This is a genomic window from Streptomyces sp. NPDC006208 (assembly GCF_040613775.1).
In the GTDB taxonomy this organism is placed as follows: Bacteria; Actinomycetota; Actinomycetes; order Streptomycetales; family Streptomycetaceae; genus Streptomyces.
This window is the reverse complement of record NZ_JBEXSW010000030.1, coordinates 98,156-114,647: the sequence shown is the minus strand read 5'-3', so window position 1 is coordinate 114,647 and position 16,492 is coordinate 98,156. Positions and strand designations below refer to the sequence as shown.

Here is a 16,492-nt window from a genome sequence, read left to right as displayed (position 1 = left end):
CGGACGACTCGAATCCTCCTTCCGGACCCATCGTCCGCCGCCTGACGACAAGCCGGAGGGGCCGGGGGCGACGCCGCGTCATGGCGCGTGGCGCCGCCACCGCCCCTCAGTACCGCAGGCCGTCCGGCCGCCGCGGGCCGTAGCCGAAGGCGCGGTCGACGGCAATATGGGCGAGCCAGCCCAGGCCGGCGACCGCTGCCGTGCGGCTGCGGGAGACCGCGGCGAGAGACAGCAGCGCCGCCGGGACCGCCGGTGAGTGCAGCATGTTGTACGGGCGCACCGCGTAGCGCGGGAGGCGTTCGAAGCCCGGGGCGGCGGCGATTGCGTAGAGCAGCGCGACGTCCGGCAGCACCGCTGCCGTCCACAGGACCTTGTTGCCCCGGCCGCCGAGCCGCGTCCCCGCCACCAGCGCCGCGACGCCGACGACTCCGCTCAACGCCCGCCCGGCGGGGTCGTGATACGTCCAGCCCCGCGTCATACCGCCAGCCGTCCTGCCCGCCCGACGGCCGCGCGCAGCCGTCCGGCGCCGTCCGCAGCTGCCAGGGCGGCGCGGCGCACCGGACGGGCGCCCGACGCGCGCAGCGCGGCACGGAGCAACATCACACGTACGCGGGCGAGTTCGGCCGGGGCACCGTGCTCGTCGTCGAGGAACAGGACCCGGTGAGGTGCACGCGGATCGCTCAGGAGCGCACCCGTCTCCGTCAGCGGCACGATGTCGTCCCGGAGCGCCGCGGCGTAGGTCACCGGGACACGCAGCCGGGCGAGTTCGTCCCCGGTCAGCGCCCAGGGGCGAACCGCGTCGAACACTTCGGCCGGTGGGCAGCCGATGAGGTGGGCGAGCGTGTGCGCGGTGACGGCGGGGACGCCCGGGTGCCAGTCGCGGTCGAGGAAGAAGTGGTGCACAGGCGCTCCCACCGTCGCGATCCCGCGGATACGGTCGTCGCCCAGCGCGGCGCGCAGGGCCAGATGCCCGCCGAAGCTCAGGGCGACAGCGCTGGTGCGCCGTACGTCCGCGCGGTCGGCCAGCGCGTCGAGAACGGCGCTGATCATGCGGTGGCTGTCCGCACCGTAGCGCAGCGTGTTCTCGCCGACGCCGGGCAGCTCGGTGACCGCGAACGCCACGCCGAGGGCGTCGGCGCGGGCCAGGATCGGCGCCCACTGCTCCTTGACACTGACGATGCCGCCCATGACGAGTACCAGCGGACGCGGCCCGCCACGCGGGTGCAGGCCGGCCGTCCAGCAGGCGAATTCCCCTTCGGCGAGCCGCAGTTCAAGACGCCCGATGCCCCGCTGGGTGCGCCGCCAGCGGTCGAAGGCGGCGACGGAGCGCTCCTGGGCCAGGTGCCGGACGGCGTCGCCGGGGCCCGCGTAGGGAAAGCGGGCGAGCGCATAGTGGCGGCCCGCCTCCAGGTACCGGCCGCGGCCCGCGAGCGCGTCCCCCGCGCGGCTCCACACGACGGGCCATGAGCCGGGCCCTTCGCCGTCCGTCCTGGAGATCCCGGCGAGCAGCCGCCTGCAGTGCTCGGGCGCGAGCCCCTGGGCGCGGGCGTGCAGGCGCACATGGCGGCGCAGCTGTGCGAGCAGCGGATCCCCGGTGACGCCGGTCATGTCCGCTGCTCCGTCCGCACGTGCCTGGCCGCGGATCCGGGCCGCTGTCCGGGGAAGTAGGCGGGGGCGAGCACCCGGCGCTGCAGCGCGGGGCTGGCGTTCACCGCGCGGTACACGGCGCGGCGCAGTGCTGCCGCGGGTGGCGCGGACAGGCTGAACATCCGTTCCTGGCGCAGCTGCAGCGCCCGGGAGCGCCGCACCGCGCCCTCTCTCTCCTGCTGGAAGGAGAGGACGGCGGCGGCCAGCGCGCCGGGGAGCGCACTGCGCGGCCCGCCGAGCGCGCCGGCCAGCAGCGGCGCCAGTGCGACGGCATCGGCGAGCGCGTGATTGACGCCCTGTCCGAGGATGGGCGAGAGCGTGTGCGCGGCGTCGCCGATCAGCACGACACCGGGCGCGGACCAGCGCCGTACCTCGGTGGTGAAGATGTCGAGCAGTGCCGTGTCGGACCAGCTGAGCAGCGAGGCGACAGCCTCGGCCTCGAGCTCGGGCGCGAGCTCGGCGATCCGGGCGTGCAGCCGGTCCAGCCCGCCCGAACGCAGCTCGCGCAGTCCGCCCTTGGGGATGTTGAGCCCGATGCGCACCGTGCCGTCGGTGCTGGGCAGGAAGAGCCCGTGGCGTCCGGAGTTGATCCGCACCCGGTACGCGCGCCGGTCCCAGGCGGCCGGGAACGGCAGCTTCATCCACACCACGTCGCGGTCCAGTTCGGTGCGCCGCGCGCCGCGCCCGATGCCGCTCAGCCGGCGCACGCAGCTGTAGCGGCCGTCGGCGCCGACGGTGACCTCGGCCAGTATCTCGACCGTTCCGTCAGGGGTTTTGGCGCGGACCCCGCGCACCATGGAGCCGTCCAGCAGCAGTTCGACGGCGGAGGCGGGTTCGAGCACGGTGCAGCCGCCCTGTTCGGCCGCCGCCTCGGCCAGTGCGGACAGCAGTACCGGCTGGGCGAGTTCGACGGGATGACGGTAGGCGTACGGGAAGGTGTCGAAGCGCACGTCGAGCACGTGTGCGCCGCCGTCCGTGATCTCCAGCCGGTGCACTTCGTGTGCGTGCTCGCGCACCCGCTCGAGGACGCCGAGCCCCGCCAGCAGCCGTACGCCGTCGGGCGAGACGGACTCGCCGCGGAAGGCGCGCGCCGTGCCGGTGCGTTGCTCCAGCAGCACCACCCGGCGGCCGAGCCGGACCAGGGCGAGGGCCAGCGCCCGGCCGCCCGGCCCGCCGCCCACCACGCACACATCGGTGCTGATCGTCACGGTGTGTCCTCCCCCGTCGGACGGTCCCCCAGCGCCTCCATCAGCCCGGCGTCGAGCATGGTGGAGGCCGCGGTGTCGCTGGTGTCCCCGAACCCGGCGTCGAACAGGGCCACGCTCACCGTGTACTTGCGGTCCACCAGGCAGGTGTGGAAGGTCCATTCGTCGCCCGTGCCGCGTGAACCGTCGGGGCGGAGCACCTGCACCCTGCGCTCCTGCGGCCCGAAGCCGAACTCGGTGAACCGGAAGCGCATGCCCTGGCCGATCGCCTTGCTGTAGGCCTCCTTCAGCGTCCACAGCCGCACCAGCGCCCCGTTGCGGCGCTCGTCGGCGATCTGCGCGAGCGCCTGGCGCTCGTGCGGAGTACAGACCTGGTTCTCCGTGCCGAGCCCGAGCATCGGCCGGTCCCGCAGCTCGGCGTCGACGCCGATCCAGCCGCGTCTGGTCAGTCCGACCAGCAGCAGGGTCTCGGTATGGCTGAGGCTGATGTCGATCTGGTCGAGCCCGCGCAGATAGGGCCGTCCGCCCGGTTTGTAAGCGAGCTCGACGGTGTGCGGCGCCGCCTCGATCACCGCGCAGGCGACATGCTTGAGCAGCAGCCGGGAGGCCACGAAGCGGGACCGTATCTGATGGTGCGTCATGGCGGCGAAGCGCGGGTAGTCGCGGCCCAGCAGCGGGCGCAGTCCTGGCGCGTCCAGGTCGCCCGGCAGCCAGTCGTCGAGCTGGGCGTGGACGACCACGCTGCCGTACGCGTGCACCGCGTCACGGACCTGTTCCCAGGGGCCCTCGGGGCCGGTCACCCGTACGGGCCGGGCGAATCCCTGCTCCGTCGCGGGGTTCGCCACGGGTCCCGGAAAGATCACCATGCCAGTCCTCCAGCCGCTTCACCACTCCGTCGAGTACGTCCGCCGCGGCAGCTCCGTCGAGCACTCTGTGATCGAAGGTCAGCCCGAGGCGCATGACCGGCGCTGCCGCGAGGTGCCCGTCGCGCACCACGGCTCGGTCCGTCACCCGTCCCACGCAGAAGGTGACCGCCGTGCCGCCGTAGGAGTGGAATACGTCGACGGCGCGGTGCCCGAGCGAGCTCACCGCGAAGGTGCCGAGCCGCCGCTCCCGTGCCGCCGGGGCCCTGACCCCGAGCCGGAAGGCCAACTGGCCGATGGGAGGCGGTAGTCGGTCGAGCAGTCGTACGGCTGCCGCGCCGGGCAGCTCAGCCGGGTCGCTGCGGCGGCAGCGGTCGACCGTCTCCTGGATCTCGGTCAGGGTCGCCGTGTCCGTGCGCGGCAGTACGGCGGTGAGCACCACCCGCTCACCGCCCGGCCCTCGGCGGTCGAGTGCGAGCTTGGCTGCCACCCCACCCGCCACGCCACGCGCCGCATCGTCCGCCGCACCGGGCAGTGCCACGGTGCGCGGCCACAGGCCACCGCGGGCGAGCCTGCGGGCCTCGGGGTGAGTGGCGAGCACCCGTCCCGCTGCGTACAGCAGGAAGCTGACGACCGACAGCCGCCGGCCCGCCGCACGCTCGGCGGCCCGGTGCTCCTCGACCCGGGTCATGTCGACGTCGGCGCCCAGGTGCACGGGGGCGGCGGACCGGGTCCAGGTCAGGAAGTAGCGCGTGTGCCGCCGGGCCCGGTCGCCCGCGAAGCCGCTCATGGGCCCACCGCTGCGGTCCAGATGTCGCCGAGGGTGCGTGCTTCAAGCATGTCGGTGACGGGGACGGATCTGCCCAGCTCGCGCTCCAGCAGCGTCACCAGGCGCAGCAGGTACACCGAGTCCCAGCAGGCCAGTTCGGCCAGGTCGCGTTCCGCGTCCGCGGGCTCCAGGTCGGTGCCCAGATACTCGTTGGCGAGCGTTATCAGATCGACGACGGTGTGCATTCCTCCACCTCCTGCGACTCGAGGACGGGTTCGGTCGGTGACAGCCTCAGCCGCAGCCGCACATGGGCCGGTACGGGCCGCAGGTCCGCGAGCGTGTGGCGGTAGCCGACGCCGTCGCCCTCCTTGCCGGCCACGGCGACGGCCCGGAAGCCGTGCGCCGGGCAGAAGCCCCGCACGGCCGCGTTTGCGGCGGCCGGCCGCCACTCTGCGTGCACGGCGGGCAGCCCGGCGTCCACGGCCGCGTGCAGCAGCCCGTCCAGCACGGCGTCCTCGATCCCGCGGCCGAGGACCCGGCAGCTGATGACCATGTTGGCGAGGTGCAGCCCTGTCGCGTCCCGGTGTCCGAACAGCGCGCCGACGATACCGTCGTCGCCGTACCGGTCGGCGGCGCGCACCGCCAGCACGAAGGTGTCCGGGCCGGCGGCCATACGCTCGATCTGCGCGGCGCCCAGCCGCTCCCCGGTGAGGTTGAAGCGGTTGGTGCGCAGACTCAACTGGGCGATCCTGGCGATCTGGTGGCTCTCGGCGGGAGCGACGGCGACCTCGATGCCGAGGTCGCGCAGGAAGCTGTCGTAGTCCTTCGCGCCCGCCTGCCGGCGTTCGCGCCGCTGCCGTTCCCGGTAGCGCTCGGCGCGGCCGCGGTCCTCCTCGGTGACGGAGGGGACGTCGAACCAGCCGTCGGCCAGCAGATGTTCGCTGTGCAGCGCGGGCTCCGCGTCCAGCTCCACGACAGCGGCACCAGGTGCGGTGGCCCGTACCGACTCCCGCTCGAAGAGGCTGTCGTCGGCGAAGACGACGGCGGAGGGTGCGATGCCGAGCCCGGCGGCGATCTGTGCGACGCCTTCGGCCTTGGAGCCCCAGTCGGCGACGATGCTCACGAAGTCGCCGGCGCTCAGCGGCCAGTCAGGGTGGGCGGCCAGCGCGCGGGCGACGGGCTCCGGATCGTTCTTGCTGCAGACGGCAAGCAGCACGCCTTGGGAGGCCAGCTGTTCGACGGTACGCCGGAAGGCGCCGAACGCGCCCGCGCGCAGCGAGGTCGCGCCGCGGACCCCCTCTGGCCCGTCCTCGGCCAGGATGCCGTCCCACAGGGTGCCGTCCAGGTCCAGGACCAGGCACTTCTTGGTGTCGCCGCGCAGGGCGCGGGCGAGATGTGCGGCCTCCCTGGCGTAGGAGGCGAGCAGCGCGGCGGAGCAATGGGCGTCCGCGTATGCCCCGAGGCGCGGATCGTCGGCACGTACCCCGGCGGCTGTGAGCGGCTCCAGGTCGAGTACGGCGATGCCTGCGGCCGGGTCGGCCATCCGCAGCAGATCGGCGTTGAACTCCCGCCAGAGCGCGCCCAGTTCGGCGCGCTGCAGCAGTCCGGTCTGCTGGTGGGTGAAGCGGCGCAGCAGCGGGACGGTGTTCAGGACGAGGGTGGCTCCGGCCGGGGCGTGAGCGGCATGGGCACCGGCGAGTTCGGCGAGCAGCAGCCGCTGCCGTTCGGCCTCCAGGGCCACGTCGTACGGCTGCCAGGGCGACGGCACCCGGTCCCACACGGTCAGCGGGTCCAGGACGCACAGAGTCAGCTCGGGCCGGTGTGCGTACAGCTCGGACGCGGGGTCGGCGAGGTCCCGGACATAGCTGCCGCTGCCGCCGGTGTGCCCGATCAGCAGCAGTCCGTGCCGGGCGAGCTGGACGGTGAGGGCGGGCAGCAGCCCCGCGGTGGTGGAGCGCCCGGTGACCGCGATGCGCACGGCGGACGTGTCCGGGTGCGCGGCGAGCACGTCGGCAGGGTCGAGCCGGGCGAGCAGCCGCCCCGCGCTGTCGAGACCGTCGTCGTCGAGCCGGGCGAGCAGTGCCGGCAGCCGGGGGTACGCTCCGGCGAGTGAGCCGGTGTCGTACAGGGCCCGCACGTCCTGCTGTGCCTCAGCTCGCCCGCTCATGGTGTCGCCTCCACTGCGAAGCCGGCCTTGATCCATTTGCTGGACTCGATCGCGATGCCGACGGCCCGTCCCCCTGCGCGCAGCCGCGGTAGCAGCCGTTCGAGCTGGAGGAAGGCGAGCGCGTTCCCGTTGTTCCCGGTTTCCGCGACACAGGAGACCTCCTCCCACTCGAGGCCCTGCCGCAGCCCCCTCGTGATCCGCTCGGTCATCCGGCCGCCGAGCTGGGGCGGCAGGACATGGGCGAGGGTGGTGGCCGGCCAGGCGACCCTGTCGCACAGCGTCCGGAGCATCTCGTGGGCGAGCACGGGCACCTGTCTCTCCACGGCCTTGTAGTCCTCGGTGACCGCGGGCCGGTCGCTGTGCCGGTCGGCCTGGCCGAACCATTCGACGCGCTGGCCGGGCGCGCGGCCGAGTCCGCCGATGCGGTGCTCGGCGCGCACCAGGCGGGCCCGGTGGGTGCCGGCCGTCCGGCTGAGCGCAAGGGCTCCGGCGCCGTCGCCGAACAGGACGTAGTTGACGAGCTGGGCGGGGGGCAGTGCCCGGAAGTCCTGCTTCAGGTCGAGGTGCTTGCTGCACACGTCCCCGCCGACGACGAGGCCCACCGGCCTGCTGCCGCGTTCGGCCGCGGCAAGCAGCGACGAGGCGAAGGCCATCGCCTGGACAGCCCCGGAGCAGCCCGACTGCAGCTGGTAGACGGGCACCTGGTCGATGCCGAGCCGGTCGGCGACCATGGCGGCCGTGGTGGGCATGAGGGCATCGGGGGTGGCGGTGGCGAGGACGACGAACGCCACGTCGTCGGCATCGGCCCCGGCGTCGGCGAGCGCCCGGTCGGCAGCCTCGGCGCACAGGTCCTCCAGCGACCAGCGGGGCCGGCCGTCGGCCAGGTCGAGGCTGAAGTGCCGGGTGCGGGTGCCGATGAACGTCTCGATCCACTCCGGTGCGACACCCAGCCGCTCGCCGAGGGTGATGTTGTCGACGGGGTCGCCGGGCAGGGCGCTGCCCACGCCGGCGATGGCGGCCCCGCCGCGGCCCGCGCGGTCGCTCACCGCGCCACCGCCGCGTTCAGCTGCTCGCCGAGATACCCGATCAGCGACTCGACGCTGACGAGGCTCGCGAGCATCTCCGGCATGGACAGCTCACCGACCTCCGGGAACCGCACCTCGAGCCGGTACTTGAGCTCCATCAGCATCACCGAGTCGAAGCCCAGGTCGTCGTAGAACCGCAGGGCGTCGTCGTACTCCTCCAGCCGGCCGCCCTTGACGATCGCCACGGCTTCCCGCACGCCCTGGCGCACGCGGTCCGGCGACGGGGCCCCGGCCCGCTCGTCGGCGGGCCGCGCCGCGGCGGCGGCCTGCGCGGGCAGGGTCTGCCAGGACCGCCACTGGGTGGAGAAGACATGGGCGGGCATGCGGACCGCCCGCTTCTCGGCGTCCGGATAGAACGTGTCCCACGCGGGGTCGAGACCGTCCCTGTGGAGCCGGGCGAGCACGTCGCCGATCTCCCGGAGGCCGGAGTCCTCGCCCCGGCAGACGGCGAGCGCGGGGATGTCGCGGGCCGGGGCGATCCGGCGGATCAGATTGCTCAGCACCGGCTTCGGGCCGATCTCGACGACGTGCGTGGGCGCGGACGCGGACGCGGACGCGGCGAGCGAGGTGATCGCGTCCTCGAAGCGCACCGTGGCCGAGATGTGCTCCGTCCAGTAGGCGGCGTCCAGTTCCTCCCCGTCCGCGAGCGGCCTGCCGCGTACGGTCGAGTGGAACGGCAGCCGGGGGCGGCCCGCGGGTATGCGGGCCGCGACCCGCTCGAAGCGGTCCAGCATCGGGGCCATCAGCGGGGAGTGGAAGGCGTGCGAGACCCGCAGCGGGGTGCAGGCCAGGCCGCGCTCCTCCAGCCGCGTCCGGATGCGGGCGAGCGCTTCGAGATCGCCGGACAGCACGGTGGCTCCCGGTCCGTTGAGCGCGCCGATGCCGACGGACGGCTCACCCTCGACGAGGCCGGCGGCCTCGGCGGGCCTGGCGCGGGTCGCCAGCATGCCGCCGCCTTCGGGCAGTTGCTGCATGAACGCGCCGCGTACGGCCACCAGCCGGGCGGCGTCCGCGAGGTCCAGCGCCTCGGCGAGGACGGCTGCGGCGAACTCTCCGATGCTGTGGCCGACGACCGCCGCCGGGCGCACCCCGAGCTCCATGAGCGTGCGGGCGAGGGCGTACTGGACGGCGAACAGCGCGGGCTGGGTGGTGCCGGTGCGGTGGACCGCCGGGTCGCCGGCGAGTATCAGTTCGTGGACGGGCGTGACGGTGTACGGCTGGAGCGCCTTGGACGCCTCTTCCAGGAAGGTGCGGTAGACGGTGGACTGCTCGTACAGACCCGCCGTCATCCGCGGGTACTGGGAGCCCTGTCCGGTGAACGCGAAGGCCAGGACGGGCTCTTCGGCCGCCTGCGGGTACTCGGTCTCCAGCTCGGCGCCGGCGAACAGCCGGGCGGCCAGCTCCTCGGGGCTGTCCGCGACGGTGGCGAAACGGCAGGGCAGGGCTGCGCGGGAGCGGTTGCTGGTCCAGCACAGCCGGGCCAGCTCGGCTCCGTCGCGGCGGGCGACGTCGTCGGCCTGGACGCGCAGGTTGCGGCGCAGCGCGGTGGGGGTGTCGGCGGACAGCGTGAACACGCCGACGCGGGGTGTCGGGGCGACTGCGGCAGGCGCAGAAGCGCCGGCGGGGGCGCCCTTGGGTGCGGTGGCAGGCACCGCACAGGCGTCCTGGGGCGCGGTGGCCAGCACCGCGTGGGCGTTGGTGCCGCCCATGCCGAAGCTGGAGACCCCGGCCCGGCAGCCTTCCGCCGGCAGCTCCAGCGGCTCGCGGATCAGCTCCATGGAGCGGCGGGCCAGGGCGAGCCGGGGGTTCTCGGCGCCGTGCGGCGCGCTGGGCGGTACGACTCCGTGCCGCAGCGCCAGCACCGTCTTGATCAGCCCGGCCATGCCGGCGGCGCCTTCGGTGTGCCCGATGGCGCCCTTGACCGCGCCGATCGCCAGCGGCCAGGCGCGCTCGCCGGCATCGTCGCGGAACACGTCGCCCAGGGACAGCACTTCGATCTGGTCGCCGAGCGGTGTGCCGGTGCCGTGGGCCTCGACGAACCGGATGTCGCGCGGGCTCACCCCGGCTCGGCGGCAGGCGGTGGCGATCACCTCGCGCTGGGAGGCGCGGTGCGGGGCCATGATGCCGTTGCTGCGGCCGTCCTGGTTGACGGCGCTGGCGAGGATCACGGCATGCACAAGGTCGCCGTCGCGCACGGCGTCGTCGAGCAGGCGCAGAGCCACGACGCCCACGCCCTCGCCACGGCCGATGCCGTCCGCCGCGGCGGAGAAGGGCTTGCAGCGGCCGTCGGGAGCGGCAAGTCCCGCCTGGGCGTAGATCTCGTCGAGTACGGACCCGGCCACGATGTTGACGCCGCCGGCGAGCGCGAGGTCGCATTCGCCCGCCCGCAGGGCACCGCAGGCCAGATGCAGGGCGACCAGGGACGAGGAGCAGGCGGTGTCCACAGTGATGCTGGGGCCGCGCAGATCGAGCTGGTACGCGATGCGGTTGGCGAGCATGGCCCGGCCGCTGCCGGTGCCGGTGCGCGGCGTCACCTCGCCCATCGCGAGGCTCAGGCGCAGCCAGTCGTCGGACATGGAGCCGATGTAGGTGCCGACCGGGCTCCCGGCCAGCCGTGCCGGGGAGGTTCCGGCGTCCTCGAGGGCCCGCCAGGAGCACTCCAGCAGCAGCCGCTGCTGGGGGTCCATGGCGCCCGCCTCGGCGGGCGGCACCTGGAAGAAGGAACGGTCGAAGGCGTCGGCGTCGGCGAGGAAGCCGCCGGGCACGGTGGAGGGGCCGCGGGAGTCCGGGCGTTCGCCGATGGCGTGCGCCCCGCTCATCAGCAGCTCCCAGTAGGCCCCGGGGCCGGACGCGCCGGGGAATCTGCAGTCCATGCCCACCACCGCGACGGGGTGCAGGTCAGGGCCCGGAGTACGGCCCATGGTCACACCCCCCGACGCTCGCCGGCCTTGGCGAACTCCTCGGCGAGGTGACGGGCGAGGTCTTCGGCCGTGGGGTGGTCCCAGGTAACTGTCGGCTCGAGGAAGAGGCCGAACTCCTCCTCGATGTCACCGTAGAGACTGAGTGCCGCGACCGAGTCCATGCCGTACTCGGCGAAGGGGGTGTTCGGCGCGATCTCCTCGGCAGGGCGCTGCAGGTACTCGCCCAGCCGGTTGATCAGCCAGCCCCGGAAGTCGCCTTCGTCGAACCCGGCCACGGCTTCGGCCGAGCGGGGGCCTGGGGTGTCCGGTCCGGTGGAATGCACCATGTGATGCTCCTTGGCAGCGGGTCTGCGGTCAGCCGGCGATCGGGGTGTCGTACAGGTCGTAGCTGCGGGCTTCGTGGAAGCGGTTCAGGACCTCGTCGAGCAGCCGGTCGTCCCAGCCGTCGGGGAGCTTCGGCAGCGGATGGCCGAGCCGCTTGACCAGCCGGGTCAGTGCGGCGGCGAGCCAGGCGGGCGAGGCGAGGAAGGCGTCGTCTTCGGGCGACTGGTGGCTCCAGACGCCGAGGCAGGCCGCGCCGGCGAGCAGCAGCGTGTAGCGGTCGGCGATCGCGTACGCCTTGGGGCTGGCGAGGACCGTGCGGTCCTTGGGGGGCATCTCGCGGCACTCGGCCTGGAGGCTGCGCAGTTCGTCCTCGAGGGCGGCGGCCAGGGCGGTGAGCGCTCCGGTGTACTCGCCGGCCCGGCGCTCTTCGGCGATACGCGCTGCGGCGCCTTCGAGTGAGCCGACGAGTGCGTCGCTGCCCGCCACCAGCACCAGCCGGCCGGTGTCCAGCGGCGGCAGCGGGTCGCGGACCCGGAACAGGCCCGCGGGCGCGGCCGTGCCGGTGAACCAGGAGGTGCGGGCGAGCCGCGGCAGCTGCGGGATGATCGTGGCCTGGCAGGCGGCGGTGCCCGCGTGACCGAGGCTGATCATCGGCAGGTCCCGCACATGCTTCTGGAAGGCTCCGTACGCCCCCTCGCGCACGTAGAAGTTGGCTCCGAGCACGATGGACAGGTCGTAGGCGGTCTCCGTGAGCAGTTTGGGGAGCAGATACTTCACGGCTGCCGCGTACACGCTGGTGGCCTCGGGCAGCAGATGGACGGCCCGGGTGGCGGCGAGCGCCAGGCAGTCGCTGATCAGCAGGTCGGTGAAGGCGCCCACGACGGTGGCGCGGGCGTGCGGGATCTCCAGCACCGAGCGGTGGTAGAGCTTGCGGTCGAGGGCGAAACCGACGGCGGTGCGCAGCGCGGTGTCGCCGCCGCCGAGGATCATGGAAGGCAGCACGCTGCGGGTGATCTGGAAGGAGCGCAGGGCCAGTTCGACGCCGTCGCCGAGTCTGCCGACCAGCGCGTCACCGTCCAGTGGGCACTCGCTGAACCGCACGCCCGCGTTCTGGCAGCCGCGTACCCCCACGGTTTCGTAGCGCGGAAGGTAGCCGTAACGGTCCGTGGGCAGCCGGGACTTGTCGACGAGCAGCACGGAGTGGCTGCGACTTCCGGCGCTCTCCTCGGTGCGGCTGAACAGCACCAGGGCCTCGGCCCGGACGACGTTGTTGATGACGTGCTTCTCGCCCTCCAGCAGGAAGCCGTCGTCGGTGGGTACGGCGCGGAACTCGTTGCGCACGAAGTCGTTGCCGTGGGCGAGTTCGTGGTACGCGATGGCCAGCCTGCCGCCGCCCAGCAGCAGTTCGGCGACCTCCCGCTGCTGCTCCGGGGTGCCGCCGGCCCATACGGCGACGGCGGCGAGGAAGCTGGTGGCGCCGTAGCCGAGCCCGAGGCTGGCGTCCCTGCGGAAGACGGCACGCAGGACCCGACCGAGGGTGTCGATCCGGTCCAGTCGTCCGCCGAGGTGCCGGGGCACGAACTCGGCGTTGAGACCGAAGGCGGCGAGTTCCTCCTCGGCGGCGGCGAGCAGTTCCCCACGCTCGTCGGCGGCGAGCAGCACGTCGAGGCCGAGTGGGTTGTCCGGGTCGGCGGGGTCGCCGAAGCGCCGCTCCAGTTCGGCGACGCGCTGCTGGACGGTGACTTCTTCCTGGCTCGTGGTCAGCATGGCGGTCCTTCTGCGATACGGCCGGGCAGCAGTGAGAACAGCTCCCCCGCCTCGTACTGGGCGGTCAGCCGGGTGAGCATGGCTTCGTACAGCGTCCGAAGACCGGGGTCGTAGGCGCTGGGCCGGCGGGGCTGTGGTCCGGTGCTGCCGGGCACCGCGTCCTCCAGCCGGTCCACCAGCCGGGCGAGGGTGGCCTCCAGCCACAGGCCGGAGTTCCACAGCCCCGCGGTGGAACCGTCGTGGAGCGTGCGCCGGTTGTGCTGCCATACGCCGAGGCAGCAGGCGGCCGCGAAGCAGATGCTGTAGCCGCGGGCGAGGTCGAAGCTCTCCACCGGGGCGCCGCCGGGCACGGGACGCGCCGCCCTCATCCCCGTGTGAAGTTGGTCGGCGGCACGGGTCAGGGTGCGGGCGAGAGCCGCCGCCCGGGAGAGTTCGGGCTCGCGGGAGGCCTGTGCGCTCAGCACTTCGGCGCCGGTGGGCAGGGTGCCGAGCACGCTGCTGCCGCGGCGCGCCAGCAGGCTCAGCTCGTGCGGGCGCAGCCGGGGCAGCTCGCGGGTGTGGCAGAAGGTGGCGGCGAGGGTGTCCGCTTCGTGTTCGCGGGCGGGGTGGCAGCGGAAGAGGGTGCGGAACTGGGCGGTGAGCGCATAGAGGTTGACCATGGTGTTGCCGTCGAAGATGCCGACGATCCGGTGGTCGCGCTCGAGTTTCTGGAACCGGCCGTGCTCGTGGTGGTCGGTGAGGATGGAGCGCGCCCCGAGTACCGACCGCAGCCGGCTCAGGATGTCGTCGACGACGGTCGGCACCAGGTACTTGGCGACGGCCGAGGTGACGCTGAGCTCGGCGGGCAGGGTGTGGATGGAGCGGGCGGCGACGGTGCCGAGGGCCTCCATGGCCAGCAGGTCGGCGTAGGTCTCGGCGAGTGTGCGGCGTACGGCGGGCAGCTCGATCAGGCGGCGTCCGTACAGCTCGCGTCCGGCGGCGAAGCCGTGGGCGAGGCGCAGTCCGTGGTCGGCGGCACCGAGCGAGAGCGCGGTGCACAGCGACCGGGTGATCTGCAGGGCCTTGAGCACGGTCTCGGGGCCTTCGCCCTCCTTGCCGACGAGGCAGCCGGCACCGACGGGCGCCCGGTCGAAGGCGATGCCGCTGATGTCGGCGCCGCGGATGCCGAGGGTGGGCACCTTGGGCAGCGTGCGGAAGGTGCCCTCGGGCAGGGCGTGCTTGTCGACGAGGAGCAGGCTGAAGCCGCGGGGGCCGCCCTCGGCGGAGGTGCGGGCGAGCAGGCAGACCAAACGGCCGCGGGTGGCGTTGTTGATGAGCCACTTCTCGCCGCTGATGCGATAGCCGTCGGGGACGGCTTCGGCGACGACCTCACCGGCCATCAGGTCGCTGCCGTGGGTGCGTTCGGTCAGGCCGAGGGAGACCGGCTCTCCGGCGCATACCAGCGAGGCCAGATGGCGCGCTCCGGCGCGGTCCTCGGCGACCCAGACGCACACCGCGCCGAGGAACGTCTTGCCGTGGGCGACCGCGCACGTCAGGTCGCGGCGGGCGAGGGTACGCACGATTTCGAGGAGGTGCGGGAAACAGGTGAGCGCGCCGCCGTACTCGGCGGGTACGTAGTAGTGCTGGATGCCCAGTTCACCGAGCAGGGCGCAGGCGTCGGCCGGGAACTGTTCGGCGGCGTCCTCGGCGGCGGTACGGGCGTACGACAGCGGTCCGGTGCCGCTCGGGTCGCCGAGCCGCGCGTCCAGGTGCTCGGCGATGCGCCAGCGCAGTCCGGGTGTCTGGATGCCTGCCGCTGCGGCCCGTTGGGTGAGCGCGGTCATCCGCCCGCCCCGTCGTCGGCGCCGCGGGCGATTCCGGCTCCGGCTCCGGCTCCCGCTCCGGCCCGGGCTCCGGCTCCGGCTCCGGCTCCGGCTCCGGCTCCGGCTCCGGCTCCGGCCGAGACCAGTTCCCGTACCTCGGGGTGCAGAACCTCGTGCAGCGGCTGTATTCGTCCGTCGAGGAACAGCTTGCGCATCGCGGTGCGCTGGAGCTTGCCGCTCGTGGTGCGGCGTACGGTGCCGGGACGGACCAGCAGGACGTTCTCGGCGGCCACCTCGAACTCCTTGGCGACGCAGCTCATCACGGCGGCGGACAGGGACGCCAGTTCGCACTCGAAGCCGGAGCCGGTGCGCACTTCCTGGACGACGACGACATGGTCGCGGTCGGACTCGACCGCGAAGGCGGCACTGGAGCCGAAGAGGGCGCTGACGCGCTGGACGCTGCGCTCGATGTCCTGCGGGTACAGATTGCGGCCCGCGACGATCATGATGTCCTTCATGCGTCCGGTGATGTAGAGCTCGTCGCCGTCCATGGCGCCGATGTCCCCCGTACGCAGATATCCCTCGTCCCCGTCCTCGGTGACGGCCCTGAAGGCGTGGGCGTTCTCCAGCGGGCGGTTCCAGTAGCCGCGGGTGACGCTGTCGCCGCGCAGCCACACCTCGCCCACCGTGCCGGACGGAAGCTTTCTGCAGGTGCTGGGGTCGACGATGGCCACCTCGCAGTTCTGCGGGCGGCCCGAGCTCACCAGGGTGCGCGCCGGCCGGCCGCCGACGGGGCTGCGCATCAGGTTCCGTTCGAGATCGGCGGTGTCCACCTGCCGGGTACGGGCACGCACGCCGGGCTCGCCTCCGCTGACCAGCAGCGTGGACTCGGCGAGTCCGTAGCAGGGGTAGAAGGCTTCACGGCGGAATCCGGCGGGCGCGAACCGCTCGGCGAAGGCGTCCATGGTCTCGGCGCGCACCGGCTCGGCGCCGTTGACCGCGGTCTCCCAGCGGGAGAGGTCGAGCTGTTCGATCTGTTCGTCCTTGATGCGGCGCAGGCACAGGTCGTAGGCGAGGTTGGGGCCGCCGCCGGTGGTGATGCCGTACTGGTCGACCATCTGCAGCCATCGCAGCGGCCGCTTCACAAAGGTCATCGGCGGCATCAGCACCCCGGAGCTGCCGAGCCACAGGGGGTGCAGCAGATGGCCGACGAGCCCCATGTCGTGGTGGAACGGCAGCCAGCCGCCGACCCGCGAGTCGGAGCCCGTGCGCATCGCCTGCTGGATGGCGCGCTGATTGGCCAGCAGGTTGCGGTGGGTGACCATGACCCCCTTGGGCTCGCTCACCGAGCCCGAGGTGTACTGCAGGAAGGCGACGTCGTCGGGAAGCAGGCCGGGCTCCTGCCAGGCGTCCGGGTCGCCGGCTCCCGCACGGTCGGTCGCAAGGCAGGCGATCTCGGGATGGCCGATGCCGGCCAGCAGCTGGGAGACCGTCGATGCGGTGGCCGCGTCGGTCAGGATGGAGCTGACCGACGCGTCCTTGACGATGCCCGCCACGCGTTCGATGTTCTGCCGGGAGCCGACGGGGACCGGGGCGGGCACGGCCACCGCGCCGGCGTACAGGCACCCCAGGAAGCTGCTCATGAACTCCCGTACGTCGCTCTGGAGGATGAGCACGCGGTGGCCGTGCGAGCCGTGGGCCTGGAGCCAGGAGGCCAGCCGTCTGGCCCGGTCGCCGAGTTCTCCGTAGCTGAGCACATCGGACCGAAGTTCACCGTGCTCGTCCGCACCGACGCAGAAATAGGCCTCCCTGTCCGCGAGTTGGCAGGTTCTGTCCCATGCGAGCTCGGTGAAGTTCCGGTATGCAGCCATCATGTCCCCCTGCGCCGCGTACTAATGGCCAGAGCTTCGGAAATCCGTCTCAAGACCGCCTTGAAGGCGGC

General features: G+C 73.1%; 13 protein-coding genes. All 13 read right to left on the bottom strand.

The window, feature by feature from the left end; translation table 11 throughout:
- Positions 1–106: 106 nt before the first annotated feature.
- Genes ABZ208_RS24325 through ABZ208_RS24265 form a run of 13 tightly spaced genes read right to left on the bottom strand, consistent with a single transcriptional unit; the run spans position 107 to position 16,421 of the window.
- A complete protein-coding gene (locus ABZ208_RS24325; protein ID WP_356911574.1) occupies positions 107–478 on the bottom strand; it encodes a DUF4260 family protein in 372 nt (123 codons plus the stop codon).
- Positions 475–1,608, bottom strand: coding sequence for an alpha/beta hydrolase (locus tag ABZ208_RS24320; protein ID WP_356911573.1), 1,134 nt, complete (start codon positions 1,606–1,608; stop codon positions 475–477). The genes ABZ208_RS24325 and ABZ208_RS24320 overlap by 4 nt, the downstream gene beginning before the upstream one ends.
- The gene (locus tag ABZ208_RS24315; protein WP_356911572.1) at positions 1,605–2,855 is read right to left on the bottom strand and encodes an FAD-dependent monooxygenase; all 1,251 of its coding nucleotides are present in this window, start codon (positions 2,853–2,855) and stop codon (positions 1,605–1,607) included. The genes ABZ208_RS24320 and ABZ208_RS24315 overlap by 4 nt, the downstream gene beginning before the upstream one ends.
- On the bottom strand, positions 2,852–3,697 hold the full coding sequence (locus ABZ208_RS24310) for a 4'-phosphopantetheinyl transferase superfamily protein (protein ID WP_328393801.1): 846 nt from the start codon (positions 3,695–3,697) through the stop codon (positions 2,852–2,854). The genes ABZ208_RS24315 and ABZ208_RS24310 overlap by 4 nt, the downstream gene beginning before the upstream one ends.
- Complete coding sequence (locus ABZ208_RS24305) at positions 3,615–4,505, bottom strand: 2-oxo acid dehydrogenase subunit E2 (protein ID WP_356911571.1); 891 nt, start codon at positions 4,503–4,505, stop codon at positions 3,615–3,617. The genes ABZ208_RS24310 and ABZ208_RS24305 overlap by 83 nt, the downstream gene beginning before the upstream one ends.
- On the bottom strand, positions 4,502–4,729 hold the full coding sequence (locus ABZ208_RS24300; protein WP_356911570.1) for an acyl carrier protein: 228 nt from the start codon (positions 4,727–4,729) through the stop codon (positions 4,502–4,504). Before ABZ208_RS24300 ends, ABZ208_RS24305 begins: the two co-directional genes overlap by 4 nt.
- Entirely contained in the window at positions 4,708–6,651 is a 1,944-nt protein-coding gene (locus ABZ208_RS24295; RefSeq protein WP_356911569.1) for an HAD-IIIC family phosphatase, read from the bottom strand. Before ABZ208_RS24295 ends, ABZ208_RS24300 begins: the two co-directional genes overlap by 22 nt.
- The gene (locus ABZ208_RS24290; RefSeq protein ID WP_356911568.1) at positions 6,648–7,697 is read right to left on the bottom strand and encodes a 3-oxoacyl-ACP synthase; all 1,050 of its coding nucleotides are present in this window, start codon (positions 7,695–7,697) and stop codon (positions 6,648–6,650) included. Before ABZ208_RS24290 ends, ABZ208_RS24295 begins: the two co-directional genes overlap by 4 nt.
- Positions 7,694–10,657 (bottom strand): beta-ketoacyl synthase N-terminal-like domain-containing protein, encoded by a 2,964-nt coding sequence (locus ABZ208_RS24285; RefSeq protein WP_356911567.1) that lies wholly within the window; start codon positions 10,655–10,657, stop codon positions 7,694–7,696. Before ABZ208_RS24285 ends, ABZ208_RS24290 begins: the two co-directional genes overlap by 4 nt.
- A gap of 2 nt (positions 10,658–10,659) precedes the next feature.
- Positions 10,660–10,983 carry an acyl carrier protein gene (locus tag ABZ208_RS24280; protein WP_356911566.1) on the bottom strand — a complete coding sequence of 108 codons (324 nt, stop codon included), beginning with the start codon at positions 10,981–10,983 and terminating at the stop codon, positions 10,660–10,662.
- Between the two features lie 28 nt (positions 10,984–11,011).
- Complete coding sequence (locus ABZ208_RS24275) at positions 11,012–12,748, bottom strand: acyl-CoA dehydrogenase (protein ID WP_356911565.1); 1,737 nt, start codon at positions 12,746–12,748, stop codon at positions 11,012–11,014.
- Complete coding sequence (locus ABZ208_RS24270) at positions 12,742–14,571, bottom strand: acyl-CoA dehydrogenase family protein (protein WP_356911564.1); 1,830 nt, start codon at positions 14,569–14,571, stop codon at positions 12,742–12,744. Before ABZ208_RS24270 ends, ABZ208_RS24275 begins: the two co-directional genes overlap by 7 nt.
- Positions 14,568–16,421 (bottom strand): fatty acyl-AMP ligase, encoded by a 1,854-nt coding sequence (locus ABZ208_RS24265; protein WP_356911563.1) that lies wholly within the window; start codon positions 16,419–16,421, stop codon positions 14,568–14,570. The genes ABZ208_RS24270 and ABZ208_RS24265 overlap by 4 nt, the downstream gene beginning before the upstream one ends.
- Positions 16,422–16,492 lie beyond the last annotated feature (71 nt).